This window comes from Erwinia sp. AnSW2-5 (assembly GCF_045107195.1).
Taxonomy (GTDB): domain Bacteria; phylum Pseudomonadota; class Gammaproteobacteria; order Enterobacterales; family Enterobacteriaceae; genus Erwinia.
On the sequence record NZ_JBJGXA010000033.1, the window covers coordinates 1 to 25,632 of the forward strand.

The 25,632-nt window shown below is 55.5% G+C and carries 26 protein-coding genes; 8 read left to right on the forward strand and 18 right to left on the reverse strand.

The genetic code is table 11. The features are described from left to right. From ACFL9S_RS19320 to ACFL9S_RS19365, 10 genes are all read right to left on the reverse strand, one after another. The coding region (locus ACFL9S_RS19320) for a contractile injection system protein, VgrG/Pvc8 family (protein WP_405263476.1) at positions 1 to 296 on the reverse strand (296 nt) is incomplete at its 3' end. Continuing rightward, on the reverse strand, positions 293 to 2,959 hold the full coding sequence (tssH, locus tag ACFL9S_RS19325) for a type VI secretion system ATPase TssH (protein WP_405263477.1): 2,667 nt from the start codon (positions 2,957 to 2,959) through the stop codon (positions 293 to 295). The genes ACFL9S_RS19320 and tssH, both read right to left, overlap by 4 nt. Before the next feature lie 186 nt (positions 2,960 to 3,145). After that, a complete protein-coding gene (locus ACFL9S_RS19330; protein WP_405263478.1) occupies positions 3,146 to 3,637 on the reverse strand; it encodes an Hcp family type VI secretion system effector in 492 nt (163 codons plus the stop codon). Positions 3,638 to 3,647: 10 nt separating this feature from the next. Next, on the reverse strand, positions 3,648 to 5,336 hold the full coding sequence (locus ACFL9S_RS19335) for an OmpA family protein (RefSeq protein WP_405263479.1): 1,689 nt from the start codon (positions 5,334 to 5,336) through the stop codon (positions 3,648 to 3,650). Next, complete coding sequence (gene tssL / locus ACFL9S_RS19340; RefSeq protein WP_405263480.1) at positions 5,333 to 6,007, reverse strand: type VI secretion system protein TssL, short form; 675 nt, start codon at positions 6,005 to 6,007, stop codon at positions 5,333 to 5,335. Before tssL ends, ACFL9S_RS19335 begins: the two co-directional genes overlap by 4 nt. Continuing rightward, positions 6,004 to 7,338, reverse strand: a complete 1,335-nt coding sequence (gene tssK / locus ACFL9S_RS19345; RefSeq protein WP_405263481.1) for a type VI secretion system baseplate subunit TssK — start codon at positions 7,336 to 7,338, stop codon at positions 6,004 to 6,006. Before tssK ends, tssL begins: the two co-directional genes overlap by 4 nt. 15 nt (positions 7,339 to 7,353) lie before the next feature. Then, the gene (gene tssC, locus ACFL9S_RS19350) at positions 7,354 to 8,901 is read right to left on the reverse strand and encodes a type VI secretion system contractile sheath large subunit (RefSeq protein ID WP_405263482.1); all 1,548 of its coding nucleotides are present in this window, start codon (positions 8,899 to 8,901) and stop codon (positions 7,354 to 7,356) included. An 83-nt stretch (positions 8,902 to 8,984) separates the two neighbouring features. Continuing rightward, on the reverse strand, positions 8,985 to 9,482 hold the full coding sequence (tssB, locus tag ACFL9S_RS19355) for a type VI secretion system contractile sheath small subunit (RefSeq protein ID WP_405263483.1): 498 nt from the start codon (positions 9,480 to 9,482) through the stop codon (positions 8,985 to 8,987). Between the two features lie 364 nt (positions 9,483 to 9,846). Next, a complete protein-coding gene (locus tag ACFL9S_RS19360; RefSeq protein ID WP_405263484.1) occupies positions 9,847 to 10,305 on the reverse strand; it encodes a GyrI-like domain-containing protein in 459 nt (152 codons plus the stop codon). A gap of 11 nt (positions 10,306 to 10,316) precedes the next feature. Then, positions 10,317 to 10,928, reverse strand: a complete 612-nt coding sequence (locus ACFL9S_RS19365; RefSeq protein WP_405263485.1) for a hypothetical protein — start codon at positions 10,926 to 10,928, stop codon at positions 10,317 to 10,319. A 342-nt stretch (positions 10,929 to 11,270) separates the two neighbouring features. On the opposite strand from ACFL9S_RS19365, the gene ACFL9S_RS19370 reads away from it, so the two are divergent. Together ACFL9S_RS19370 and ACFL9S_RS19375 are read left to right on the forward strand one after the other, a co-directional pair. Continuing rightward, positions 11,271 to 11,786, forward strand: a complete 516-nt coding sequence (locus ACFL9S_RS19370) for a T6SS effector amidase Tae4 family protein (RefSeq protein WP_405263486.1) — start codon at positions 11,271 to 11,273, stop codon at positions 11,784 to 11,786. Further along, positions 11,783 to 12,010 carry a hypothetical protein gene (locus tag ACFL9S_RS19375; protein WP_405263487.1) on the forward strand — a complete coding sequence of 76 codons (228 nt, stop codon included), beginning with the start codon at positions 11,783 to 11,785 and terminating at the stop codon, positions 12,008 to 12,010. Before ACFL9S_RS19370 ends, ACFL9S_RS19375 begins: the two co-directional genes overlap by 4 nt. A 65-nt stretch (positions 12,011 to 12,075) precedes the next feature. On the opposite strand, the gene ACFL9S_RS19380 is transcribed toward ACFL9S_RS19375, so the two are convergent. Beyond that, a complete protein-coding gene (locus ACFL9S_RS19380; RefSeq protein ID WP_405263488.1) occupies positions 12,076 to 13,320 on the reverse strand; it encodes a mechanosensitive ion channel family protein in 1,245 nt (414 codons plus the stop codon). A 207-nt stretch (positions 13,321 to 13,527) separates the two neighbouring features. On the opposite strand from ACFL9S_RS19380, the gene ACFL9S_RS19385 reads away from it, so the two are divergent. Continuing rightward, positions 13,528 to 13,737, forward strand: a complete 210-nt coding sequence (locus ACFL9S_RS19385) for a hypothetical protein (protein WP_405263489.1) — start codon at positions 13,528 to 13,530, stop codon at positions 13,735 to 13,737. A gap of 45 nt (positions 13,738 to 13,782) precedes the next feature. Here ACFL9S_RS19385 and ACFL9S_RS19390 read toward each other — a convergent pair whose 3' ends face one another. Next, entirely contained in the window at positions 13,783 to 15,711 is a 1,929-nt protein-coding gene (locus ACFL9S_RS19390) for a methyl-accepting chemotaxis protein (RefSeq protein WP_405263490.1), read from the reverse strand. Between the two features lie 350 nt (positions 15,712 to 16,061). On the opposite strand from ACFL9S_RS19390, the gene ACFL9S_RS19395 reads away from it, so the two are divergent. Beyond that, the gene (locus ACFL9S_RS19395) at positions 16,062 to 17,285 is read left to right on the forward strand and encodes an oxalate/formate antiport family MFS transporter (protein ID WP_405263491.1); all 1,224 of its coding nucleotides are present in this window, start codon (positions 16,062 to 16,064) and stop codon (positions 17,283 to 17,285) included. A gap of 331 nt (positions 17,286 to 17,616) precedes the next feature. Further along, complete coding sequence (locus ACFL9S_RS19400) at positions 17,617 to 17,739, forward strand: hypothetical protein (RefSeq protein WP_405263492.1); 123 nt, start codon at positions 17,617 to 17,619, stop codon at positions 17,737 to 17,739. Between the two features lie 240 nt (positions 17,740 to 17,979). On the opposite strand, the gene ACFL9S_RS19405 is transcribed toward ACFL9S_RS19400, so the two are convergent. The 4 genes from ACFL9S_RS19405 to ACFL9S_RS19420 form a co-directional block, all read right to left on the reverse strand. Beyond that, a complete protein-coding gene (locus tag ACFL9S_RS19405) occupies positions 17,980 to 18,261 on the reverse strand; it encodes a hypothetical protein (protein ID WP_405263564.1) in 282 nt (93 codons plus the stop codon). Between the two features lie 256 nt (positions 18,262 to 18,517). Continuing rightward, positions 18,518 to 19,327, reverse strand: a complete 810-nt coding sequence (locus ACFL9S_RS19410) for a hypothetical protein (RefSeq protein WP_405263493.1) — start codon at positions 19,325 to 19,327, stop codon at positions 18,518 to 18,520. A 47-nt stretch (positions 19,328 to 19,374) separates the two neighbouring features. Next, complete coding sequence (locus ACFL9S_RS19415; protein WP_405263494.1) at positions 19,375 to 19,824, reverse strand: universal stress protein; 450 nt, start codon at positions 19,822 to 19,824, stop codon at positions 19,375 to 19,377. A gap of 13 nt (positions 19,825 to 19,837) precedes the next feature. Then, the gene (locus tag ACFL9S_RS19420) at positions 19,838 to 20,623 is read right to left on the reverse strand and encodes an IclR family transcriptional regulator (RefSeq protein WP_405263495.1); all 786 of its coding nucleotides are present in this window, start codon (positions 20,621 to 20,623) and stop codon (positions 19,838 to 19,840) included. Between the two features lie 163 nt (positions 20,624 to 20,786). Here ACFL9S_RS19420 and ACFL9S_RS19425 point away from each other — a divergent pair, with 163 nt between their 5' ends. The 3 genes from ACFL9S_RS19425 (at position 20,787) to ypdK (ending at position 23,593) form a co-directional block, all read left to right on the forward strand. Continuing rightward, entirely contained in the window at positions 20,787 to 22,391 is a 1,605-nt protein-coding gene (locus ACFL9S_RS19425) for an MFS transporter (RefSeq protein WP_405263496.1), read from the forward strand. A gap of 2 nt (positions 22,392 to 22,393) precedes the next feature. Beyond that, positions 22,394 to 23,422, forward strand: coding sequence for an HlyD family secretion protein (locus tag ACFL9S_RS19430; protein WP_405263497.1), 1,029 nt, complete (start codon positions 22,394 to 22,396; stop codon positions 23,420 to 23,422). Positions 23,423 to 23,521: 99 nt separating this feature from the next. Further along, entirely contained in the window at positions 23,522 to 23,593 is a 72-nt protein-coding gene (gene ypdK / locus ACFL9S_RS19435) for a membrane protein YpdK (protein WP_156288194.1), read from the forward strand. Between the two features lie 43 nt (positions 23,594 to 23,636). Here the strand turns inward: ypdK and alaC are convergent, their stop codons facing one another. Continuing rightward, on the reverse strand, positions 23,637 to 24,872 hold the full coding sequence (gene alaC / locus ACFL9S_RS19440) for an alanine transaminase (RefSeq protein WP_405263498.1): 1,236 nt from the start codon (positions 24,870 to 24,872) through the stop codon (positions 23,637 to 23,639). A gap of 118 nt (positions 24,873 to 24,990) precedes the next feature. Then, positions 24,991 to 25,518 carry a GNAT family N-acetyltransferase gene (locus ACFL9S_RS19445; protein WP_405263499.1) on the reverse strand — a complete coding sequence of 176 codons (528 nt, stop codon included), beginning with the start codon at positions 25,516 to 25,518 and terminating at the stop codon, positions 24,991 to 24,993. Positions 25,519 to 25,632 lie beyond the last annotated feature (114 nt).

Genomic DNA, 25,632 nt, shown 5'->3' on the forward strand with positions numbered 1-25,632 from the left:
GAGGTGCTGAGGCGCTCAAAGCCGGTGACCACGCCCTGCACCACGCGCACCGCCTGCTGAACGCGCACGCCCCAGGCCTGGGCAACCGGGGCCTGCAGCGTCAGTGAGGCGGGCTTCATCAGCATGGCTTCGCGCGTGATGCCGTGGTCGGCGCTGGTAAACTCGATGCGCCAGCGGAACGGCTCGCTCAGGCGCTCCTCGCCCTGAAAGGCCAGCACGTCGGGCTGAGAGGTACAGCCGCGTATCGCCAGCAGATGGTGGCTGTGGCTGAAAAAAGAGACCGGGTTGGTGCTCATGATTCACCTTCCTTTGCAGGGTCAAACGCCAGCACAATCCCTTCTTCGTCATTCCAGTCCAGGGTCAGGTGCTGCGGCATCGCGAATGCCGCCCTGTGCTGTAACAGCTGCTGGCTGAGTACCGGGAGGATCTGTTGATTAAGCAGGCTGTCGATATTGCGCGCCCCGGTGTCGGGCAGCAGGCAGGCTGCGGTCAGCGCCGTCGACAGGCTGTCGCCGAGGGTGGTTTTCAGGCCGTAGTGGCGCGCCAGGCGTTTTGCCACCTGCTCCAGCTTTATGCCGACGATAATGCGCATTGCGTCTTCCGCCAGCGGGCGGTAAATCACCGTCTGGAAACGGGCCAGCAGCGCAGGCTGAAAGTGGTCACGCAGCATCGGGCGCAGCAGCTGCTGTAAATCCCCTTCCGTGGCGTCCGGGGTTTCATCCAGCAGCTGCATGATGGCATCACTGCCGAGGTTGGAGGTCATCAGGATCACGGTGTTGCGGAAGTCGATTTCGCGCCCTTCACCATCGCGCATCACCCCGCGATCAAACACCTGATAGAACAGGTTCAGCACGTCGCGGTGCGCTTTTTCTACTTCATCCAGCAGCACCACGCTGTAAGGGCGTTTGCGCACCGCTTCAGTCAGGATGCCGCCCTGACCGTAGCCGACATAGCCCGGCGGAGAGCCTTTCAACTGGGAAACAGTGTGCGGTTCCTGATATTCCGACAGGTTGATGGTGATCAGCGATTTCTCACCGCCGAACAGCGCATCAGCCAGCGCCAGGGCGGTTTCGGTTTTTCCCGTTCCGCTGGTTCCGACCAGCAGGAATACGCCCAGCGGAGCGTTGTCGGAGGCCAGCCCGGTTTTTGAGGCACGCAGTCGCTGAGCAATCGCCTTCAGCGCCGAATCCTGCCCCACCACGCGTTTTTCCATCTGCGCTTCCAGGGTCAGTAATCCGCTTTGTTCGTCTTTCAGCAGGCTGGAGAGTGGAACCCCCGTCCAGTCAGCCACCACGCTGGCGACCATCCGTACGTCAACATCCAGCCCAATCAGCGGGCTGCCCTGCCGGGCGATCAGGAGCTGATGCCGCAGATCGTCAATATCCTCCTGATGGTTGATATCACTGCGGCAGTTCAGCAGCTTCCGGGTGAGGGTTTTCTCACGGTCGTACTGCGCTTCCTGCTGCTGTAAGGTGGCGTTCAGTTCTGCGGCACGGCGAGCGATCTGCGCCAGACGCTCGCTGTAGGTCAGGCCATCGACGGCGGCATCGTCCAGCAGCGCCTGCTTCTCCATTGCCAGTGAGGCGATCTCTGCTTTCAGGGAGGTCAGGCTTTCCGGGAGAATATCCAGGCTCATGCGCACTCGGGCGCTGGCGGTGTCGAGCAGGTCCACCGCTTTGTCCGGCAGCTGACGTCCGGTGATGTAACGGCGCGACAGGCTGACCGCCGCTTTTACCGCGTCGTCGGTGATGTGTACGCCATGATGCTGTGCGTAGCGTGACTTCAGGCCACGCAGCATCAGGCAGGCAGTCTCATCATCCGGTTCATCCACTTTAATCATCTGGAAGCGGCGATCCAGCGCAGCATCCTTCTCAAAATACTGTTTGTACTCACTCCAGGTGGTGGCGGCGATGGTGCGCAGTTCGCCGCGTGCCAGCGCAGGCTTCAGCAGGTTGGCGGCATCGGCCCCGCCCGCCTGGTTGCCCGCACCGATAATGGTGTGGGCTTCATCGATAAACAGCAGCACCGGTTCGGGCGACTGCTGCACCGCCTCAATCACGTTTTTCAGGCGCTGTTCAAACTCGCCTTTCACGCCCGCCCCCGCCTGCAACAGGCCGAGATCCAGCGTGCGTACGCTGACGGTTTTCAGGCTGTCCGGCACGTTGCTTTCGGCAATGCGCAGCGCCAGCCCCTCGACCAGCGCGGTTTTGCCCACGCCCGGTTCGCCGACCAGGATAGGGTTGTTCTTGCGGCGGCGAGAGAGAATGTCGACCATCTGGCGGATCTCGTTGTCGCGGCCAAATACCGGGTCAATGCTTCCCGCCCGCGCTTTGGCGGTCACGTCGAGGGTGAAGCGGTCGAGTGCAGCCTGCAAACCGTCGTTCAGGGCGTTCCCCATTGCCGCACCGCTGTCAGGTGTTAGCAGCGTATCGACATCGGCCAGCGTGGAGGGCGACCGGCTCAGGCTTTCCTGCTGCTCGACCTCTGCGCGTTCATCGGACTGCGCATCGAGCAGCGGGCGCAGACGTTCCAGCTGCACCCGGCCGAGGCTCAGCAACGGCCACAGCCCGTCACAGCTCATCAGGGAAGGCTTTTCAATCAGCGCAGCCAGCAGATGATGGCTGCGGAGAGTAGCGTCGTTATTTTCCAGCGAGGCGATCAGCCACGCCTGCTTAATCAGGCTTAACAGCGGTTCCGACAGCTGCGGGCGGGTACGTACCGATCGCGGCAGATGATCCAGCCAGGCCAGCAGATCCTGCCAGATAGCGTCCATGTCCCATTCGTAGCGATGCGCCAGCACGGTAATGTCACCCTCACCCTGCTCCAGCAGTTTCAGCAGCCAGTGTTCAATGCAGATTTCACCGTGCGCGCGGGTCTGGCACAGCGTGGCGGCAGCTTCGAGTGCGCGGGCGCAGAAGGGGTTTAAACGACGTAACAGAACGGCTGACTGATTTTCCATATCTCTTCTCTTTTCCGTAGTGGTTCAGACACGCTACCGCCCGTCGCCATTCCTTTAAATAAGGACCCTGTGCGCATCAGGTCGGAGGCATTAACAGTGTTTTTGTTTGCTCAGCGGCCTGCCGTAAGCGGCTCAGCAAACAAAAAAGCAGGTGGCGAACCGCCTGCTTTAAATCGTTACCCTAAATCAGGCAGTGGTACGTTCGTTCCATGAATCGGAATGAATAATGTTGCCGTCTTTGTAGGTCCAGGTGATTTTTTCGTAGCGCAGTTCAATGCGCTCCAGGTGGTTGTGCTTCTCTTTCGATGCGTCTTTCACGTCATGCATCTGCGGAGCCACTTTCACCAGCTTCACGTTCTCCAGTCTGGTGTTGAAATACTCCACCTCCTGGCCTGCATCGTTGATGCGATACCATTTGAACTCCGCCGACTTCAGGGTCTGACCGGTGGTCACCGCCTTGTAGAGATACGGGCTGGAAGAGTCGATTTCCTTGGTGAACTGGAACGGCGTATGCACACGCGTGCCAGTCAGCTTGCCGGTGTTGTTATCGGTCGGGATGTACAGGTTGTGTTCCTGCGCCACCACTTCGATGCTGCCCTCACGGTCTTTCACATCCACGGAACCTTTAATGTCCGCGCCGCCGTCGTCTTTCAGCCAGAGATAGACTGGAATTGCCATGTGTTACTCCTTATTTAGGACTTACAGTTATGTCATCATCCTGTGATAACGCTTGGGTTGCTGGGACCTGGCAGGCATCTGCCTGCGGTACCAGACTGATTTCGACCCGGCGATTAAGCGCGCGGCTCTCCGCCGTGTCGTTGGGTGCCACGGGACGGCTTGCGCCATAGCCCTGCACCGCAAAACAGCTTTCCGGCACATCGCCGGTGTCGCGCATCCAGTCACGCACCGCTGCGGCGCGCTTCAGGGACAGCACCTGATTCAGCTGAGGGTTACCGGTGTTATCGGTGTGGCCGCTGACCACAATCAGCCAGCCCGGCTTCGCTTTAATACCCACCAGCGAATGGACCAGTGTTTTTGTCGAACCGTCTTTCAGCGCCGCCTTGCCGGAATCAAACAGCGACAGGCTGTCGAGGCGAATAATCGTCTCGATTTTCTCCTTCACCGGAGGGGGTGGCTGAAGTGGTGGAACGTAAGAGCGGATAGCCTCCAGCAGCGGCAGGCGTATTTTCTCCCCCTGATACAAACCCAGGCCAAGTCGCAGAGGAGCGCCGTTGCGGGCATACCTGTCCAGTTCGGCAGCATCCTGATGCAACACGCTCACCGCCGCCGCTTTCGCGGCATAGTCATTCATGGCGATACGCTGATAGTGCGCCATATCAAAAACCACCCGCTGTAACAGCCGATGGTTATTCCAGCTGCTGCAACCCAGCGCGACAACGCCCGCCATGACCGCCATCCACAGCCCGCCACGCCAGGCTCGCTGTCGTGGCGTCAGTCCCTGCCCCTTCGGCAGCAATGGCAGCGCAAACTCCGGCAACAGTGATACAGGCGGCGCATCTTCTGCGGGTGACCAACCTGCAACCTGGACCAGCCCGGTATGCTGTTGCAGCCAGCGCATCCAGACTGAAGAGGCTAACGCCCCATCCAGAGAACCACTCAGCCCCCAGACAACACTTGTGGGGAGGATGGCGGGCATATCCGGGTTGCTGTCGGTAAAGACCGCAACCACATCCTGCTGAAACCAGTCCGTCAGGCTGTTCATCAGCACCTGCTGTTGTAAAGCCGCACTGCCGCCAGCGGCCAGCCAGCCGTTCAGGGCGCAGGGTGCGCTACTGTCACGCCACACCTGAACAGGCTGGCCAGGCATCACGGCCTGCCAGAGACGTGCATTGACCCACCCACTGCCCACCTGACCATTGAGGACCAGCGGCAGGGAATAGCCGGTTTCACGCCGTAGCTGGCCGATCTGCCAGCGCAGTGCCAGCAACCGGCTGGTGAGCGTCTTGGTATCCTGATGTTGCTGAGGACAAACGCTGACCATCACCGACAGCTGGCGACCCCACTCTGGACGCAGCGCCAGCAGCTGGCGCGCCACCACATCAAGCTCCTGATGCTTTTCCACACGCAGCCAGCAGCCGTGCGACACGGACAGGACCGCAGAGTCATGCGGCCAGGCCTGGGCGCTATCGCCGCAGACCAGCACCACGGGCCGACGGTAAGCCGCATCGGGCAGGCCATCTGCGCACAAGATGGCTTCCGGCGACGAGCGGCGGCGGGAAACCACCCTCACGGCAACCATCAGCCCAGGCCCGATAAGCAGCAACAGCACGGCAACACCCTGAGGAACAGGTAGAAAAACCACGGCGACCAGCAGGACCGTCCACAGCGCCAGCACGCGTTGTAGCGCAGGGCTCATTGCACGACTCCCGGCAGCAGCGAGGCCACCAGGCGACTCAGCCAGTGATTCAGGCCCCACCAGACGGCGGCCAGAAGCAGGACGGAGCCACCTATACGCAGCGGCCAGTGGGATAACCATCGGCTTATCCCCGCCCCTGTCTGGTTTCCCGTCAGCACGGTTTTCGCCTGCGGGCCGTTCAATGGCGCTACCTGCGCATTAAGCGCCAGCACCAGCGTTTCCCGCTCGGGATCGTCGAGCGAACGATAGCCGCCGAGAAAACCCAGCAGCATCACGCGCTGGAAGCAGGTGAGTACCGCCGCATCCGGTGCGGGCTGGTGCAGCACCTCACGCATGCGATTGCAGAGGTGATCTCCGGCATCTAACGTGCCGAGAAAATGCCCCTGTAACGGCATGTGATACCACTGCACGCAAGCGTCATCCTGCACGCCGCGTCCCTTGACGACCTCATCAATCAGGGCGCACTGCGCATAGAGAACGTGCTCGCAGCTTTGGGCGTTGCATCCCGACGCTTTCATCGCCAGTTGCACCGCCTCCACCTCTGCCACACAGCGTTGCCACAGTACTCGCCCTTCCCCGTCCTTAAATTGCGGGCCGTGACGCAGGCTGATGACCTGCAGCCAGCTGTTCTGCAACAGCCCGTCGATGTCACATCTCTTTTTCTGGCTCATGTTCTCAGCACCGCAAACAGTTCAAGTTCAGGTTCACCCAGCATGCCCGGCACGTAAAACATGCAGCTTCCGCTTGCCAGCATCTCTGCAGCGGCAGGATGGGAGAGATCGAGCGCAAAGTACTGGTTTTCCATGCGTAGCGGGATGGCGGCGGGAACGTGGCGCAGCGATTTCAGTGGGATCCCCTGCTGCGACGTGTTCACCAGGCTGGTGACATAATCCGGGCTACCGACCTTGCACTGGCGCGGGAACTGCTCCTGTAACTGCGCCACCGGGAGCGGGGAACGCACGGAAAGATAGAAATCAGCGTCCTCGCGCAGCCGTGGATCTTGCAGGCGGGCCAGCCACTGATGCAGCCGCTTGTCATGTTCCAGCGCAATGGAAACAACACGCGACGGCAAACTGGCTTCCAGCAGATCGCTGAGCAGATCGAACAGCGGCGGGAAAACCGCGTTCAGCTCCGCGTGCTGGTACACGGGGATCGCGCTCACCTGATGTTCCAGCGAGAAGGTCAGCAAACTGCCTGCCAGCCGGGCCAATTCCGGGTAAAGACGCTCCGGCGCACTTTGCGGAAAACGCAGAAACTGACCCAATACCGGCTCCGCACTGTTGAGCGCGTTGAGCAGCCAGAACAACGACACATCGGCAACGGCAAAATCAGCCATACGTTCGTTACTCTCACGGCGCATCGCCATCAGGCGGGTAAGGCGTGCGCGCAGCTGCGTCATCAGTTGTTCAAGCTGAGTCAGCAGCCACGGGCTGCTCTCTACGGTCAGTATCGCGGGCAGAAAGGTGTCGTCCTGCGTCCAGCCGCCCTGGCTGTCCTGCTTCAGACATGCGACCGGGCAGACCAGGTAATCAGCGTTGTTCTGATGAGCAAAACGCAGCGTCAGCTCGGGTTTGATCACCGCAATCTGGCGGGTATCGTCGCCAAACTGATTGCGAATATCGCGCCAGCGCTGGCGATAGCGTACCGGACGTTCGGCCACTTCATCGGGTTGCAGGCAGTTACCGCCGTTCGCCCGCAGCAGCGGTAGAGCCAGCATCACCACAACGTCATGGCCCTCAGGCAGTATCACTGGCGGCAGATCGTCACCGTTGTTGGTGTCGATCAGCGTACCGTCCTGAAAACGCACATGCAGATGGCGCGCCTGCACGCGCCCCAGTTTCAACACATCGGCATCGAACTCAGCATGGATAACGCCCCAGGGATGATTCAGCCCCCTCTGCGCAATACATTCCGCTGACCAGGCCGCATAGGCAGCCTGCTGTTGGAAATGCTGTGGCGAGACCATTACGCCCCGGCCCCACAGCGGTTGTTCCGTTTTCATCCCTGGTACTCCGCCTTATGATTTCGCTTTTGGCATCTGAGAAACCAGAGACAGGTTGACGTCCATGCCTTCAACCTGGAAGTGCGGGATGGCGAACAGCCTGACGCGGAAGAAGCCCGGGTTGTCCTCGATATCTTCCACGATCACTTTGGCGTCACGCAGCGGGTGGGAAGCCTGCAGTTCGTCGCCCGGATCGGTCATTTCCGTCACCAGACTGCGTACCCAGGTGTTCAGCTCCAGCTCCAGCAGGCGGCGATCTTTGGTGGTACCGATATTTTCACGCTGGATAAGCTTGAGATAGTGCGCAATGCGCGACAGCAGGAAGATGTAAGGCAGGCGTGCGTTAATACGGCTGTTGGCCGTGGCATCAGCGGTGTCATACAGCGCCGGTTTCTGCGCCGAGTTGGCGGAGAAGAAGCACGAGTAGTCACGGTTTTTGTAGTACGACAGCGGGATAAAACCGAGGTTGGCGAACTCAAACTCACGGGTTTCCGGGATCATCACCTCTGACGGGATTTTCACCTGGTTGCCGGTGCCGAGGTCATACAGGTGGATCGGCAGATCGGTCACTGCACCACCGGCCTGCGGACCACGGATCTGCACACACCAGCCGTTGTTGATAAAGCTTTTCACCATATTGGCGGCAAAAGCGAACGAGGCGTTGGTCCACAGGTATTTATCATGATCCGGGCCTTTCACTTCTTCAACATAGTTGAAGCTGCGCACAGGCACGGTGTCCGGGCCGTACGGCAGGCGACCAAGCACGCGGGGCATGGTCAGGCCGATATAACGCGAATCGTCCGTATCGCGGAACGACTTCCATTTGATGTATTCAGCGCGATCGAAATAGTTTCCAATATCTTTGATCGCCGCCACGTCTTCCATATTGTCTTTCAGGAAGAACTGCGGGCCGACGGAGCCGATAAACGGCATATGGGCGCTGGCCGCCACTTTGGAGATATTGCGCAGCAGCGCCACGTCCTGGGCGGAGGCGTCGAACGCGTAAGACGAGATCAGCGCGCCAATCGGTTCGCCGCCGGGGGTGTCGTATTCAGCGATGTAGGTGTGCGCGTACAGGCCGCTCTGGATAATTTCCGGCGCGTCTTCGAAGTCCTGGCGCAGGTCCTCTTTCGACAGATCCAGCACTTCAATTTTTACGTTCTGGCGGAAGTCAGTTTTATCCACCAGCGACTTCAGGCCGCGCCACAGGGATTCCACTTTCTGGAACTCATCGTGATGCATGACCGCGTCAAGCTGGCGGCTGATCTGCTCATCAAGCTGCGCAATATGGTGGTCCAGCAGGGTTTTATCCAGCTTCTCCACTTTTGAGCCTGACTGATTCAGGCACTCAACCAGCACCTTCATCGCGGCAGTGACACGCTCGTCGATGCTGGCATCGGACATCGCCTGATTATCCTGCCAGATGTCCAGGTCGCTGAGGTGCGACACCGGGTTGAGGTTAATTTTTTCAAACAGGGAAGCATAAACACCGCCCACAGCAGGGCGTTCCAGCACGGTGGTGGCACCGGCAGAGTGGGTTTCATTTTGAACAGTCATCAGCATTCTCTTGTATTAATCCATTAATATCCCCGTCACACGCCCGGCTGCAAGGCTGCAACCCGGTGTCATCGGGATCGCACTGAGGGTTACGCTTTTTCAGACGCCAGAGCAGACAGTTCGCTACGTAATTCGTCACTCAGCGCCGGGTTTTTCAGGATATTTTCCAGCTCTTTGCGGAAGGTCGCGTTATCCAACAGGTTGGCTTTCAGGTCGCGCAGCAGGTTGCGCATGGCGAGCATGGCTTTGAGTTGAGGGATCTGACGGGCGACCTGCTCCGGCGTGAAATCTTTCATCTCGCGGAAGGTCAGTCTCACGTTCTCTTCACTACCGTCACCGGTAAGGGTATTTTCTACAGAGATGTTTAATGCCGGAGAGAACTCTGCCAGCACGCTGTCAAAGTTATTCTTATTAACGTTGATTTTTTCGCGCTCGGACAGCACGCGCTGTTCCTGTCCGTTACTGAAGTCGCCGGTGACTAGAAGCTTCAGCGGCAGCTCCATTTTCTTACTGGCATTTCCGGTGTGTACATCAAGTTTAATATTTACACGCGCTTTGGGGATTTCATTCTGATAAGAATTGCTCACATTGACTCCTTGTGATATTGATGCGGAAAGCACGCGCAGGCACACTTTCCTTGTGTGTTACAGCGCGAATATATAGCAGATAACACAGACGACACAACGGAGTGGTTAGTGCCCTTATCATTGTTTTATATGGGATTATTCTCGAAATAACCGTTAAGTTACTGATAGTGAATTGAAAAAATTCAGATTAATTCCAAAATAATATTTTTATTTTTGAGAAGCCCATCACTAAAAATACTTTTACGCGAGCCGGTCATTAAAATTTAATAATCATTAACATGTACACATAGTATTTTCATCGACAACCCAAAAGTGTGGCCGATGAAAATAGCAGGTGAAGGTTATTTTTTGGAATGTATTACGCTCACGCTATTCCTATAAATAACTCAATCTTTCCGTCCGGGTAATAGACCTCATAATCTGTCCCCCAGTGACGCCGATATGCGCAGTCGGATTGTTCAAAATATTCCCACACTTGCTGCCACAGTTGAAAAACAGGGTTACCCTCCCCCATCTGACCTGAGAAAACCCTGTACCGGCCTGCTGCCAGTTCAACTTTCTCAAACACAGAACTTCTTTGCGTATTTTCATTCCCCTGTTCTTTTACGGCAGCAATGACGTCAAACTCTCCACTTGCATCAGACTGATAATGACAATAAACGCCATAGACGACATCACCTGACAGGTGTTCAGGATAAATATCCTGATAGAAGCGTTGCCATAAGGGCACGATTTTCGCTGTCGCTGCATCCATTTCATCAGCATTTTTCGTGCGCGTAGAGACGCCAACTAAAGACAGCGCCGGACATTCAATAATAACCATCTAATACTTCCTTATATTTCCAATAATTCTCTGGATTTTTTATAGGCTTGATACGTTTTGGGTAAATAACTCGCTTTCAGTTCAGCCCAGGCTTTTGAGGCTTCATTTTTTCCACTTCCTTTGTTTTCAGTATCAGCGAGGTAATCACTGATAAAATTATTCATTCTGGCTGAAGGAATTTGCGGTAACCGCCCCTGCTTTTTTTTCAAGCTGGCCAGATGGGACACCAGGTCACCATAAGTAATCGTTACCCCCTCAATGATGCACTGCTTACGCCAGCTATTAAGCCAATACCACTGGCCAGACTTATCCACGAGCACACCATACTGTTTCTCAACGGCCGTCAGTAAAAAAAATTTTGTTTTTTTATCACTGACATAGTTAACCACGGGGGTATCCAGCGTGAGCAAATCACGTTCTCCGTTACTCTTCCTATTGGGAACGGCAACGGGAAGCTTGCCCGAATAGCCAAATAAACGAGCCTTAATATGCAATTCAAGCTCATTTTTTTTCAGACTACCGATGGGAATACCTAATGTTTTCGCGAATGCTTTAAGCTCCGCAGCATAAAAATAACCGCCGTCAAATTCTTCCTGATTCATTCCCTGATGCAGTTGGCTCATCTCTTCTCCTTAAGTGATTTGACTACGCGCGATATGAATCAACGTTAGCATCAGGAATAATGGATGAAACTGAGCAGCATGTAAAACTGTGCTTCCGGCTCCAATTATTCACCAACCGAGAAACGCTGAAAAACACTGACAGTGAACGGGTTCAGTTAATTTCCTGACGACGTTATCGTCATATTCACGACGTTACAGGGCTGGCAGGTTAAATGGGCTGCTTCACTCAACACTCTGCGAAAAAACATCCTTTTTATGGCAAAAAACCACATTGGACTTTTTGCTAACCGGAAATGTGCTAATACATAAGCCCTTATTACTTAACGTTAAAGGAGTGATGTTATGGCACTGTCATTTAAAGCCTTATGGGACGCACACCCAGTGGTTAGAGGAGAAAAAGCGGCCTGCCTGCTGGAAAACGGCACAAAGGCATTTGACGATCAATGCGCTATCAGTGTTGGCACGGCATTAGCGCGTTGCGGCTGCAATGTTTCACAGCTAAAAGCCACATTTTGCTGGCACCACCCAAAAAAGGAAGGTCACATTCTGCGGGCAGAAGAGCTTGCCAAAGCGCTGTACTCTGGCCCCTTCGCAGGCATCGACGCAGTGACGAAAGTCACCACCGCTAATTTTGATAAAGTCCTCAGGCAAGAAACCGGCATCATATTTTTTAAAGACTACTGGCGCCGTTCTGGTGAATCATTTAATAACCGCAGTGGCGATCATATTGATCTCTGGAACGGCTCGCGCCTCACGGCAAAAACGACCTGGTTCCGTATCCAGTGGGGAATGCACTGGGAAGGATGGGCTAGCGACTATTTTGATTCCGCCGAAGTGTGGTTCTGGAAGGTACGATGAAACGGTTTCTGTTTTCGTTTTTAGGTGCAGTTGTGGGTTTTGGCGTTGCCTTTTCCGTATTCCCGCAGCTGTCCGACCTGATCGTTGGCCCGGTGCTCAGTGATGAGGAGATGAATGACAACGTTGCCTTGTTTCTGATTACTGCCACCCTTTTAACGGTGATCGGCGGTCTGGCCGGTGGTTTTCTCCATCGGTGCTGGCGCAGTAAGCACAAAGGATCCTGAATCCGCGATCTTATCATTTCAATAAGGGGCTAACTATTTAGCCCCTTTCTCATTCAGCACAGCGTTTAAGACGATACAACGCCCGCAATCGCCCGCACATCGCTGCCGGTCGGTGCCTGATGCACACGCAGGCCGAACTCGCCCACCACCGCAAAAACATGGTCGAAAATATCGGACTGGATGCTTTCATATTCCAGCCAGGCAACGGTGTTGGTAAACGCATAGATCTCAACGGGTAAGCCCTCGGCGCCTGGTGCCAGCTGACGCACCATCTGCGTCATATCCTTGCGAATCAACGGATGCTGGCGCAAATACTCGGTCAGATAAGCGCGGAAAGTACCCACGTTGGTCATCCTGCGCTGATTCAGTACCGAAGATTCGGCAACATCACCCTGTCCATTCCAGCTGTTAATCTCTTGCTGACGCGCTGCCATATACGGCTTAAGCAGCCGCGCCTGCATCAGGTTTTCATGCTCAGCATCGGAGAGAAAACGGATGCTGGTGGTATCGATATTAATACAGCGCTTAATACGTCGCCCACCGGAGGCTGACATCCCGCTCCAGTTTTTAAAGGCATCCGACACCAGCGCATAGGTTGGAATGGTGGTAATGGTGTTATCCCAGTTCTGCACTTTCACCGTGGTCAGCCCGATATCAATCACCGCGCCGTCTGCGCCGTATTTCGGCATCTCCAGCCAGTCGCCCAGTTTCAGCATGCTGTTGGCAGAAAGCTGGATACCGGCCACCAGCCCTAAGATCGGATCTTTAAACACTAACATCAGCACGGCGGCCATTGCGCCCAGACCGCTGATCAGGATCGCGGGCGATTTACCGATCAGCAGTGAAATCATCATGATGCCGATCACGATAGCGCTCACCAGCTTCACGCCCTGGAATATCCCCTTCAGCGGGAACTGCGCGGCAAACGCAAAGCGATGTGACAGACCAGCGATCACATCAAGCAGTGAGAAGAAGGACATCAGTGCATAGATCATCACCCACAGCTGGGCGCAGGTGGAGAGGATCAGGGCGGCATCGCTGCCCTTTTGCAGCCACAGAACAGCCTGGAGATTGACGATCATCCCCTGGAGCATAAAGGCCAGCCGGTGGAATAATTTGTTCCCGGTAATGATTTGCAACCACAGGCTGCTGCCCTGCGCACGCCGTTCAAAAACCCGTAGCACAATGCGGTGCAGAATAAAGTGAACGATCAATGCGGTGAGAAAAATGATGCCAAAAATAACAATCAGTGAGGTGGCGTGATCGGGTTCTATTCCATATTGCTTCAGAAATGTCGTCAACTGCTGCATAAAATCTCCTTTGTAAAACGAGGGACGATCATGCCCTGTGAAGGTGGCTGGTTCAACCTTTAGCGGTCTCTGTCTTTTAGCACGGCCGAGAGGAACGGGGTTTACGCGTCAAATCGGCGTGAAAAACAGCGATATTCTGCGGATTGATTCGAGGGGATTGCGGGTAATCTGAGGAGATTGTTTTCGACCGTCGTACCGGAGCACCCTATGCCAGATAAAGACACCGTTGTTGAACGCCTCTCTTTAGAGGTCCTTGCCCTGAGAAATATTGTCCAGATGCTGATCGCTTACGGCAATGTCCCGACCGGCGGCAAGCTGAATAAGTACCTGGAAAAAATTGCGGATGAAGTTGAGCACCGTGATGGGCGTGAAGCGAATAAAGCCATTGCGGATGTGATCCGTGGTTATATTCGCTGAATGATATCATCCCGCCCCGGCTGACACCGGTGCGGGATGGAGGGATTACGCCACTTTAAACACCGAGATATCCTCTGCCAGCTGCGAGGCTTCCGCATGCAGGGCATGGGTATTTTCTGCTGTCTGATGCACCAGTGCCAGATTCTGCTGAATGCTGCGTTCCATCTGCGATACGGCGAGCGTCACTTCGGCAATACCTTTACTCTGCTCATCACCGGCGACACGGATCTCGCCCACCACTTCTTTCACTTTCAGCACATCTTTAACCAGTTCCTCTAACTGACGTCCTGCGCCTTCTACCAGCTTGCTGCCGGTCAGCACATTGCTGTCAGACTGTCCGATCAGTGCTTTGATCTCCTGGGCGGCTGTTGCACTGCGCTGTGCCAGCGCACGAACTTCCGCAGCGACCACGGCAAAACCACGCCCCTGCTCACCGGCTCGTGCCGCTTCCACCGCCGCGTTCAGTGCCAGGATATTGGTCTGGAATGCAATACCATCAATCACGCTGAGGATTTCACCCACACGGCTGGAAGAGACTTTGATCGTCTCCATCGTATCGATCAGCTGTCGCATCACCTGACTGCTGCTGCGGGCAATCTGCGCCGTCTGTTCAGTAAAGGAATCGGCCAGGCGCGTATTCTCGGCATTCTGCTGCACGGTGGCATTTAACTGCTCCATCGCGGCAGCACTCTCTTCTACCGCAGCTGCCTGCTCGCTGATCTTATCGGTCAGCTCCTGGTTGCTCTGCTCCAGCCCGCTGGCGTTGTGCGCCACATGCACTCCGCTCGACTGCACGTTGGTGATCACCCCGGCAATCTTGTCGACAAACTGGTTGAAGGATACGGCGATATCGGCGATCTCATCGCGGCCGGAGGTATCCAGACGTCGGGTCAGATCGCCATCACCGTGAGCGATGTCATCCAGCGCTTTACGGGTGGACTCAAGCCGCCCTGAAATCTGACGCGAGATAAACCACGAGGCAACCAGCAGCACTAACAATGACGGGATCAGCAGCACAAAGATGTCCTGCATAATGTTATGCGCCAGTGCGGTCACGGCTGCCTGCGGGGTTACCAGGCCAATAATCCAGCCCGTATCCGCCATGCGGAACAGCGTAACCTGTGCATCCTGGTGCAGCCATTCATCGCTGATAGCGCTGAGTGTGGTGGTGCCGCTGGCAGACCCTGCCGTTTTCACCCCGGCAACAATCGGTGCCAGCCAGGGTTGTTGCTGCGCCAGATCGCTGAATTTTTTCAGCGCTTTATCTTTCATGCCAGGGAAATACAGCACGTTTCCGGCCTGGTCGAGCGCAAAAGCGTACCCCCCGGTACTGCTGCCGTGGCGCTGCATAAAGCCGGAGAGGTTATCCAGCAGGACATCAAAGGTGGCGACCCCGGCAAAAGCGCCGCCGTGGCTGTAAGGTACGCTACAGGTGACCATATTTACGTTGGAAACCGGGTCCTGGTAGACTTCGGACCAGTTGCACTTGTTGGCAGACGCCGTGCGGCTGGAGGTATACCAGCTTTCGTTGTGGTAACCCGCACCGGCCGGGTCGTTGTAGCCGTCCGAATAATCCAGCCCACCGCTGGCGTTACGCGACCAGAAGAAACTGCGGCGTGCCACACCCTCGCTGAACGCATTGGGTTCCGGCCAGATGCCGCCCCCGGCGATACTCTTATCCCCTTTGCTGTCGATGATTTGCGGCAAGACCTGTTTCACCAGCGCCTCATCATGTGGCAACGCTTCCGCCAGTCGGGCCAGGCTGACGCCTTCTCCTTCGATGCGGATAAGCTGCTGGTTAAGCTGACCGACGATATTCTCACCGGTTTGCTGAATTAAGCTGTTGCTGGCCTCGATCACGCGCGGCTGACCGCGAAGCGAAATCGCCAGATAGACGACGACGCAGGTGAGTAACAACATAAACACACCACCTAACGTCAATTTCCCTGACAGACGAACTGGAACCCACGACATAATGATTTCCTCGGAAAATAAAATTGAAATCGACAATCAGAGATAAGTGAAAGAGTGAAAGGAAGAGTGATTTTTATCGTTATGCGGGTAGGTTCTATCGACATACCATCAATAACTATCATCGGCCGCGCGTTGACAAAACTTTAATTTCACTTAATAACTTGATATATATCAAGTTCTAAGCCTGTCATTTATTCTGCGTTCACGCCAGATATCCGCCATTCATGTCGCGCTGAAGGCATTTCATTCCCTGTTCCTGGCAGTTCATGCCTTTTTTCCCCCGCCCTGAGATGGCCGACTTTATTATTGTGCTAATTCAAGATTCTTAGCATTCCCACCGGGAGATATCCATGAACACACCAACTGCAGGCAGCAGCGTTAACCGCACCCGCTGGTTAACCCTGATCGGTACCATCATTACCCAATTTGCGCTGGGATCGGTTTATACCTGGAGCCTGTTTAACGGGCAGCTCTCCATGAAACTGGATACCACGATCAGTCAGGTGGCCTTCTCGTTCGGTTTGCTGAGTCTTGGCCTGGCACTGGCCTCATCCGTTGCCGGAAAATTGCAGGAGCGTTTTGGCGTTCGTAACGTGACCATTGCCGCCGGCCTGCTGATGGCGGTCGGTCTGATGCTGACCTCGCAGGCCGAGAACCTGTTTATGCTTTATCTCAGCGCAGGTCTGCTGGTCGGCCTGGCCGACGGCGCGGGTTACCTGATGACGTTATCAAACTGCGTGAAATGGTTCCCGGAGCGCAAAGGCGTGATTTCAGCCTGTGCCATTGGCGCATATGGCCTGGGCAGCCTCGGCTTCAAGTTTATCTGTAGCTATCTGTTAAGCGTCTACAGCCTGGAAACCACCTTTATGATCTGGGGCGGCATGGCGATGAGTATGATCATCGTTGGCGCACTGTTGATGAAAGACGCTCCGGCACAGCAGCCATCCGGCAGCAAATCCACAGAGAAACGCGATTACTCACTGGCAGAATCTATGCGTATGCCGCAGTACTGGATGCTGGCACTGATGTTCCTGACCGCCTGCATGAGCGGCCTGTATGTGATTGGCGTGGCGAAGGATATCGGCGAAAGCATGGTACACCTCAGCGCGCAGACCGCCGCCAACGCGGTGACCATCATCGCGATTGCCAACCTCAGCGGCCGCCTGGTACTCGGTGTGCTGTCCGATAAGGTTGCGCGTATCCGGGTGATTACCCTGGCGCAAGTGGTGTCAATGGTCGGCATGAGCATCCTGCTGTTCAGCCACATGAATGAAAGCAGCTTCTTTATTGCCATTGCCTGTGTTGCCTTCAGCTTTGGCGGCACCATCACGGTTTATCCGTCACTGGTCAGCGATTTCTTTGGCCTGAACAATCTGACCAAGAACTACGGCGTGATTTACCTCGGTTTCGGGATTGGTAGCGTGATGGGATCGCTGATTGCCTCACTGTTCGGCGGTTTTACGGTCACCTTCAGCCTGATAATGGCGCTGCTGGTGATTTCACTGCTGATGTCCGCAACCATCCGTATGCCGCATAAACTGGCAGTAGCGAAGAAAGAATTGCAACACGCCTGATAACACCAGCCTGTAAAAAAACGCCCGCTGCCATTCATGACAGCGGGCGTTGCATTAAAGCGCCACTATTCAGATGATTCCCACCGCTATCCTGCCTTTTTCGTCCTTATCTTATTTTATTAAAAATATCGAATTCATTAAGTGAACATATGGAATTATTTGGAAATAACTTCCTGAATAAATCTACATTCACAGCATTATTCCTCCACTTTTCTTTCGTAAAGTTGTAGTCATTGAAAAGAGCAGGAGAACAACATGAAGACGACAATGAAAACAATAATGAAAGCGACCTCTGTGGTGTCTCTGATTGTTATGCTGAGCGGCTGTATTATTGCCCCTCCTCACCACGGCGGTGGCGGCGGATATCACGGTGGTGGTGGATATCACGGCGGGTATCACGGTGGGTATCATCATGGTGGTGGTAGACCGGGACGCGGCAGATAAGAATTTATAGATAGGTGGGCAAAGCCTGCACACAGCAATATAATTACCCGTCATTCTTCAAGCTGCAGGAGCGTTGGCTGCTCCCGCTCGCCCCAGTCACATAGTTATCTATGTTCCTGGGGACTCTCGGGATTGCCGCCTTCCTGCACCAAAAGTAGGCCCCATGAGGGGACTTGAATTATTTAGGGTAAATAGAAAATAGAAAGATGAAGACAAAAAATTGGGCGGGAATTTTCCCGCCCTTATTTTTTTAGCTTTTAATACTGTAATTACATTGATACCAGGCTTTCACCAGGCCGGGCACATGGCTTTCCTGTGGCCGCAACGCTTCAACTTTATCAAAGCCGCGTTCATTGCAATAACGCTCAACGTCTTTATTCATCGCGATTTTATCCACGCTGGCGGGATTAAAACGGTATTGAACGGTATTGACTGCCGGATCTTCATCGACCTTTTCATAGGCTCCGGGTTTGCCGGAAGTACAACCTGCCAGCAACAGTAGCGCAAGTGCGCCGATTATTTTTGATTTCATCATGGCTCCCTTCTTCCAGTGCCGCATCATGAGCTGCCCAGCCCCCCGGCGCTATCAGACGTCGGCGCATTTGCATAATTTTACTTAAGTTATGCAATGTTTTACCGATTGAATCGATTCAGGGAGATGAATAGCATCAGCGCGATTTCAGTGCGACTATGCACCCAGACATCGCAAGGTGTCTGCGCAACACCAGGAAATTTTTTGCTATAATTAGAATGACTTATGCCCGCGGCGAGCGGGCTTTTTTTTGGTATTAATTACCTGTTCCACTAATAATTATACGCAGAACGTTGGCCGAGTCCTTACCAGTAAGTGCCAGAACGGACTGATAAAGGTCAATCGTCATATCGCAGAGTTTCGCCTCATTGACCCCGGCTTCCGCTGGCGTGTTTAACGTTTGCAGGTCGCTTCCCCAACGTTGATATAGCTGACGGACCACCGCCTGTAACTGCACTCTTCCCTGTTTGAGATCAACGGTTTGCTCAACGCCACTGCTGTGTTTAAGCAACACATCCATCGCCTGTAGCTCACGATCCATCAGGGTTTTCGGCACCAGCTCACTGACGTTTACCCCGCCTTTCACCTGGGGAAACAGGAAGCGGAAACACTGATCCGGGCCGCGCTGACGGATCTGTTTCATCTGCTCAAGGGAAACCTGCATATAGTCGATCAGATCCTGGTCGCGCGCGGCGTTGATGCGCTGATTGAGCAGATCGGCCACCAGCGGGCGCAGTTGATCTATCGCCTGCGGCTCGGGCATCCCCGCTTCCAGGTTGCCGATCAACTGGTCATGCGCCTGCCGGTAGAGCAGAGGCTGCTGCACTTTTACCGTCCGCCAGACCGGGAGTTTTGCCAGATAGGCCGCTGCGGCATCGATTTTAGCCTGCTTTTCGCGTGCCGGGCTGACCCAGCCGTAGTAATAAAGATTACCGACCAGCAGTGGAACTGAAAACAGCAGGATCGCCACTGCAGGTGCCATCTTTTTACGTTTGAAAAGGGCACCCATAACGACCAGCCAGACCAGAGCGGAGAACAGCGAGGTAAGAATAGCGTGAGAAATCAAAACAAAACCCTGAAGTTATCAGGCCGGATCGCCGGCCCGTGAAAAATTTAGTCGGCGCGCACGTCAAGTAATACCGGGCAACCGGCACGTTCAATCACCGCAGCACTGCATGAGCCTTTCAGCAGACGGTTAAAGGAGGAGAGATGACGACGACCCATAATGATCATCGCTGCGTTCAGGCTGTTTGCCTGGGCCACAATGGTTTCTGCCGACTCCCCGGCGGCAACGCGCCCTCGCGCTACCACCCCCGCACGGTGCAGCTCGGCTAACGCCTGGCGCACAACGGCTTCTGCGGTATTTTGCTCATCCAGCGCCAGACCGAAATCACCGGGATCTTCACCCGCTTCAATATCAAACGGACCGGATGCCGCATAACTGGCATCCACACAGCACAGCACCACCACTTCAGCCTGCAAGGCCAGTGCCTGTTCGGTCGCCAGCTGAATCACTTTGCGGGCAATCACCGAATTATCAACAGCGACCAAAAGCGTTTTCATAGCCCTTCTCCTGTCAGTCTCGTAATGCGACTTTTCCAATTTCATCGATCAGCGCCTCTTTGCATTTGAGGATCGCCTCACGATTACGCGCTTCATGCCGCTGGAAACGGGCACCAGGGATCAGAAGACTGATGGAAAAGCGTCCCAGAATCGTGTCGATCGCCACGGCCATCGTGGAGATCCCTTCCAGCGTTTCGCCCCGGTCATACGCCAGACCAGTACGGCGAATTTCAGTTAAGTGTGCCAGCAGCGCGGGGAAATCGCGCACGGTCAGTTCGGTGATGGCCTGATAAGCCTCGCCGACCAGTTCTCTGGCGGCTTCATCACTCTCCAGCGCCAGCAGCGCACGGCCACCGGAAGTGCTGTAAAGCGGCAGATTCATGCCAATGCGTGGCACCACCCGCAGCTCACGATCGGCAACAACATAATGCACAATCGCCAGTTGCAGGCCGCTGGCGCGCGCCAGCGACACGGTTTCTCCTGTGGTGTCGCACAGTGCCTGCAGCCACGGCTGAGCGATGGCCACCACATCAGTGTGGACGTTGGCAATCAGTCGCAGCAGTGCCGGACCAAGACGCACGCCGCCGGCCGCGCCGTGGCTACGCACCAGCTGTACGGAATCCAGCGCGTTAACAATGCGCTGCACGGTGGAGCGCGGCAGATCGACCGCCAGCGCGATTTCACCGAGGCTCATGCCGTTCGGTTTAGCGCCCAGCGCATCAAGAATTTTCGCGGCACGCGTAATCACCTGAATGCCGCCGATACGTTCGTCATCACGGCAGGTTGCGGACTCAAACATTAGGGATTCTCTTTCCTTGTCATCGGCAAATACTCTAGCACTATTTGGCTTATTGGACACGCTGTATCACATTGCAATACAGCGCATCACCATGTAATATTCCGGCAAATGTATCACGATGCAATACACTGCATCGATAATAATTCTCGTCAGGATACCTGCTATGAATGGCCAGCCAGCGACAATGCCACCTCCGCACCCTTTTACTCTTCGCCTCGCACTGGGCCTGGTGGGTGTGCTGATCGCGGCACTCAGCTCCGGTTTTAACGATCGCGTAACCGACCTGGCGTTGGCCGATATTCGCACGGCGCTGGGGATCGATTTTGACACCGCCAGCTGGATCACGTCTGCTTACCAGGCGGCAGAAGTGGCTGCCATGATGATCGCCCCGTGGTTCGCGGTGACCTTCTCCCTGCGCCGTTTCACCCTGGCGGTCACCTTCGGATTTTGCCTGATTGCGGCAGTACAACCGCTGGTGACGGACGCCTCAGGCTTTATTGCCCTCAGGGTGATTCAGGGGATCTTTGGTGGCGCGCTGCCGCCGATGCTGATGACGGTTGCCCTGCGATTTCTGCCACCCGGTATCAAACTTTACGGGCTGGCCGCTTATGCCATGACGGCAACATTTGGCCCGAATATGGCCGCATCCCTTGCCGCATTCTGGACCGATTCCGTTGGCTGGCAGTTTGCCTTCTGGCAGGTGATCCCACCGTGTCTGATTGCCACGCTGATGATCGGTTGGGGACTGCCGCAGGACCCGCTGCGCCTGGAGCGTTTCCGCCAGATTGACGCACTGGGTATGCTGACCGGTTGCAGCGGCATCGCGCTACTGGTGCTGGCGCTGACGCAGGGCGAACGGCTGGACTGGCTGCAGTCGCCGCTGATCGGCGGCATGTTATTGAGTGCCGCCGCGTTGCTGGTGGTGTTCTTTATTAATGAATGGTTCCATCCGCTGCCGTTGTTCCGGTTGCAAATGCTGCAACGTAAAAACCTGACGCACGGTTTGCTGGTGCTGGCGGGCGTACTGATGGTGGCGCTGTCGGGTTCGGCGCTGCCCTCCGCCTATTTGGCTCAGATTGAAGGATTCCGTACTGCGCAGTTTGCTCCACTGGCGCTGACCATTGGTCTGCCACAGCTGGTGATTGCTCCCCTGCTTGCCGCGTTGCTCAATCTGCGCTGGATTGACTGCCGCTGGATGCTGACGGCTGGTGCCGGGCTGATGATCCTCTCTTGCGTGCTGGGGATGCAGATCACATCGGAGTGGGCGCGACAGAATTTCTGGATCATTCAGGCATTGCAGGCGTTTGGTCAGCCAATGATGATCCTGCCCGTGCTGATGAGTGCCACCAGCGTGGTGCAGCCGCCGGAAGGTCCCTTCGCTTCCGCCATGTTTAATACCGTACGCGGGTTTTCCAGCATCGCGGCCGGGGTGCTGGTCGAGAATGTCCTCACCCATCGGGAAAAGTTTCACTCCCATACGCTGGTCGATCAGTTGGGTAACCGGCCGTGGCTGATGACCGCCACCAGCAGCGATACGGCAAGCAGTATGATGCCGCTGCTGCCGGATGGGTCGGCCAGCTCGGTTGAGAACCTCAGCCATTTCAGCACGCTGGTAAAACATCAGGCGGTGATCCTCAGCATCAGCGACAGCTATCTGATGATTATTGGCTTCGCACTGCTGTTGATCCTACTGACGGCCTGGCTGCCAAAACGCGTCTGGCCGCCGCAAACACTGTTAACTTCAGCTCCGCAAACATCGAGATCATAACAATGAGCTTCACACCTGCTAAACGCACCTCTTTGCTGGTACTGCTGCTGCTGGTACTTCTGGCTGTCGCCTTTTTCATCTGGTCGGCAATCAATCGGCATCATCTGCGTACCGATGATGCCGTGATCACCGCTGACTACACGCTGGTGGCACCCAAAGTGTCCGGCTATATCCGCACGGTCAATGTCACCGACAACCAGCAGGTGAAAGCCGGTGATGTACTGGCGACCATCGATGACCGCGACTATCGCGTGGCGCTGGAAACCGCTAACGCCAATCTTCAGGTCAGTGAAGCGAAACGCAGCAGTATTGAAGCCCAGCTGGAACAGCAGAAAGCGACCATCGCCCAGGCCGAAGCCGCCGTCAGTGCCAGCCAGGCGACGCTGAGCTACGCCGGGCAGAACGCCGACCGCTATCGCCGCCTGCTGAAAAGCGGCACGGCAACCGCCGATGAGCAACAGAAATCCAGCGCCACCATGTTAAGTGCCGCAGCGCAGGTGAAACAGAGCCAGGCTGCCGTGCTGGCTGCGCGTAAAGAAGTCGCCGTCTTACAGGCGAGCGTGAAACAGGCGGATGCCGATATTGCGGCGATGCAGGCCAGCGTCGATCAGGCCCAGCTCAACCTTTCCTATACGCAGATCACCGCGCCAATTTCCGGCAGCGTTGGCCAGCGGGCCGTTCGTCAGGGTGCGTGGGTCGCGGCGGGGACGCGTCTGCTGGCGGTCGTGCCCTTGCAGCAGAGCTATGTGGTGGCAAACTTCCTTGAAACCCAGCTGGCACACGTGGCCCAGGGGCAAGCTGTTTCAGTAACAATCGATGCCCTGCCAGGCGTGACGCTGCACGGCCATGTTGACAGTATTGCCCCTGCTACGGGTTCAACCTTTGCGGCGATCACGGCTGATAATGCGACCGGAAACTACACCAAAGTCGTGCAGCGCCTGCCGGTAAAAATCGTGCTGGAACCGGGCCAGCCAGACCTGCCACGACTGCGCGTCGGTATGTCCGTGGTTCCGGAATTAGAAATGCATTAATGTGAGAAAGATCCCAAAACAATCACCTTTATTTCGCAGGGGAATGCGGGTAAATTAGCGCTCGATCCTGCCTGTTTTAGGCGTTTAGAGGAACTGTTCGTGAAATATGCTTTGATGGGAATCTCTTTTATCCTGTTAATCTGGGTTGGCACTTTCTATCTGATGCTGTAGGGATAAAAGTGAAGGGGTCAGGAACACCTGACCCTTACTGTTTTCAGATCTCGTCTTCGCCGCTTTTGCTGGCACCCGCTAAAATACCCTCGGCACGAAACATCGCTTTAATGCCTCTGACGGCCTGGCGAATACGGTCACTGTTTTCAATCAGAGCAAAGCGCACGTGCGTATCACCGTAATCCCCAAAACCGATCCCCGGCGACACACAGACCTTCGCTTCCTGTAGCAGCAGTTTGGCAAACTCCAGCGATCCCATATGTGCATAGTGATCGGGAATTTTCGCCCAGACGTACATCGAGGCTTTCGGGTTATCCACCATCCAGCCTGCTTCGTGCAAGCCTTTCACCAGCACGTCACGTCGGCGTTTGTACTGCTCGGCAATATCGCGCACGCACTGCTGATCGCCCTCCAGGGCAGCAATCGCCGCCACCTGTAACGGGGTGAAGGTGCCGTAATCATGGTAGCTTTTGATGCGCGCCAGCGCAGACACCAGCTCTTTATTACCGACCATAAAGCCGATGCGCCAGCCCGCCATATTGTAGCTTTTGGACAGCGTAAAGAACTCCACCGCCACGTCGCGTGCGCCCGGGACTTCCATGATTGACGGGGCTTTCCAGCCGTCGTAGACGATATCAGCGTAGGCGAGATCGTGGATCACCAGCACGTTGTACTGTTTCGCCAGCGCAATCACCCGCTCGAAGAAGTCCAGTTCCACGCACTGCGCGGTCGGGTTTGACGGGAAGCCGAGAACCATCATTTTCGGCTTCGGATAACTTTCGCGAATGGCGCGTTCCAGTTCGTTAAAGAAGTCGACGCCCGCCACCAGCGGCACAGAACGCACCTGCGCCCCGGCGATCACCGCGCCGTAAATATGGATCGGGTAGCTGGGATTCGGCACCAGTACGGTGTCGCCGTGATCGAGCGTCGCCAGCATCAGATGCGCCAGCCCCTCTTTGGAGCCAATGGTGACAATCGCTTCCGACTCCGGGTCGATTTCTACCTGGTAGCGGTCGGCATACCAGCGTGAAATCGCGCGGCGCAGACGGGGAATACCGCGCGAGGTAGAATAACCGTGCGTGTCTTCACGCTGTGCCACGGTGCAGAGTTTTTCCACGATATGCGGCGGCGTTGGGCCGTCCGGGTTACCCATACTGAAGTCGATAATATCTTCACCGCGACGGCGTGCTGCCATCTTCAGTTCGGAGGTGATGTTAAAAACGTACGGGGGAAGACGATCAATACGGGAAAAACGACGTGGGGAATTATTGTCAGTCATAGCAACCTCTGATTCACGTAAGCGCCCGGACCATCCGAGCGACGCTGACCACTGCGGTGGTCGAGGAATCAACATATCTTACATTTCTATAACCTGTCGAGAGGCAGAATAAAATTTTTCACTGGGCCGGATTAAGGCGCCCAAACTGCCAGTCATTCACCCATTTTCCGCGTAACAGATAATTATCCCGTAACGTCCCTTCCAGCGCGAAGCCGGTTTTTTCCAGCACCCGGCGCGAAGCATGGTTCCCTTCCACCACCTGCGCTTTTAGCTTGTGGAACTCACAGTCGTTGAAGAGAAAATCACACAGCGCGCCCAGCGCTTCGCTGCCGTAGCCCTGACCGAAACAGTCGCTAAGCAGCGAGTAACCCACTTCCGCCTGGCGATGCGGTGCCCACTCTGGGTTGGCGCCCATCAGCCCTACCGCCCGACCATCCTCTTTGCGCCGCACGACCAGGCACAGCATATGAAAACTCGTCACCTGCCAGGGGGCCAGACGGTCATGAAAACGCTGGCGGATATCGGCCAGCTGCGGCACTGCGCTGATAAATTTCATACAGGTTTCGTCACTGTGTACCGCCAGGAACAGCTGCCAGTCTTCCGGCTTTAGCCGGGTCAGGATCAGTCGCTCAGTCGTGAGTTGCATATGCCATCTCGCTAAAAGGGGAAAAACCACAAAGAACACATCTCTTTTATCTGCCGCTTTTTCGCCGTGTAATGACCCGCAGCAGTAACACCATGATAATGAATTTGTCACAGG

What these genes read in the sequence shown, in the direction of transcription:
- ACFL9S_RS19425 (WP_405263496.1), top strand. Translation starts at nt 20,787, where the DNA reads ATGAATGGCCAGCCAGCGACAATGCCACCTCCGCACCCTTTTACTCTT.
- ACFL9S_RS19380 (WP_405263488.1), bottom strand. Translation starts at nt 13,320, where the DNA reads ATGCAGCAGTTGACGACATTTCTGAAGCAATATGGAATAGAACCCGAT.
- ACFL9S_RS19405 (WP_405263564.1), bottom strand. Translation starts at nt 18,261, where the DNA reads ATGAAATCAAAAATAATCGGCGCACTTGCGCTACTGTTGCTGGCAGGT.
- ACFL9S_RS19360 (WP_405263484.1), bottom strand. Translation starts at nt 10,305, where the DNA reads ATGGTTATTATTGAATGTCCGGCGCTGTCTTTAGTTGGCGTCTCTACG.
- ACFL9S_RS19390 (WP_405263490.1), bottom strand. Translation starts at nt 15,711, where the DNA reads ATGTCGTGGGTTCCAGTTCGTCTGTCAGGGAAATTGACGTTAGGTGGT.
- ACFL9S_RS19365 (WP_405263485.1), bottom strand. Translation starts at nt 10,928, where the DNA reads ATGAGCCAACTGCATCAGGGAATGAATCAGGAAGAATTTGACGGCGGT.
- ACFL9S_RS19395 (WP_405263491.1), top strand. Translation starts at nt 16,062, where the DNA reads ATGAACACACCAACTGCAGGCAGCAGCGTTAACCGCACCCGCTGGTTA.
- ACFL9S_RS19420 (WP_405263495.1), bottom strand. Translation starts at nt 20,623, where the DNA reads ATGTTTGAGTCCGCAACCTGCCGTGATGACGAACGTATCGGCGGCATT.
- ACFL9S_RS19370 (WP_405263486.1), top strand. Translation starts at nt 11,271, where the DNA reads ATGGCACTGTCATTTAAAGCCTTATGGGACGCACACCCAGTGGTTAGA.
- ACFL9S_RS19430 (WP_405263497.1), top strand. Translation starts at nt 22,394, where the DNA reads ATGAGCTTCACACCTGCTAAACGCACCTCTTTGCTGGTACTGCTGCTG.
- ACFL9S_RS19415 (WP_405263494.1), bottom strand. Translation starts at nt 19,824, where the DNA reads ATGAAAACGCTTTTGGTCGCTGTTGATAATTCGGTGATTGCCCGCAAA.
- tssK (WP_405263481.1), bottom strand. Translation starts at nt 7,338, where the DNA reads ATGAAAACGGAACAACCGCTGTGGGGCCGGGGCGTAATGGTCTCGCCA.
- tssL (WP_405263480.1), bottom strand. Translation starts at nt 6,007, where the DNA reads ATGAGCCAGAAAAAGAGATGTGACATCGACGGGCTGTTGCAGAACAGC.
- ACFL9S_RS19445 (WP_405263499.1), bottom strand. Translation starts at nt 25,518, where the DNA reads ATGCAACTCACGACTGAGCGACTGATCCTGACCCGGCTAAAGCCGGAA.
- ACFL9S_RS19385 (WP_405263489.1), top strand. Translation starts at nt 13,528, where the DNA reads ATGCCAGATAAAGACACCGTTGTTGAACGCCTCTCTTTAGAGGTCCTT.
- tssC (WP_405263482.1), bottom strand. Translation starts at nt 8,901, where the DNA reads ATGCTGATGACTGTTCAAAATGAAACCCACTCTGCCGGTGCCACCACC.
- tssH (WP_405263477.1), bottom strand. Translation starts at nt 2,959, where the DNA reads ATGGAAAATCAGTCAGCCGTTCTGTTACGTCGTTTAAACCCCTTCTGC.
- ACFL9S_RS19330 (WP_405263478.1), bottom strand. Translation starts at nt 3,637, where the DNA reads ATGGCAATTCCAGTCTATCTCTGGCTGAAAGACGACGGCGGCGCGGAC.
- alaC (WP_405263498.1), bottom strand. Translation starts at nt 24,872, where the DNA reads ATGACTGACAATAATTCCCCACGTCGTTTTTCCCGTATTGATCGTCTT.
- ACFL9S_RS19375 (WP_405263487.1), top strand. Translation starts at nt 11,783, where the DNA reads ATGAAACGGTTTCTGTTTTCGTTTTTAGGTGCAGTTGTGGGTTTTGGC.
- ACFL9S_RS19335 (WP_405263479.1), bottom strand. Translation starts at nt 5,336, where the DNA reads ATGAGCCCTGCGCTACAACGCGTGCTGGCGCTGTGGACGGTCCTGCTG.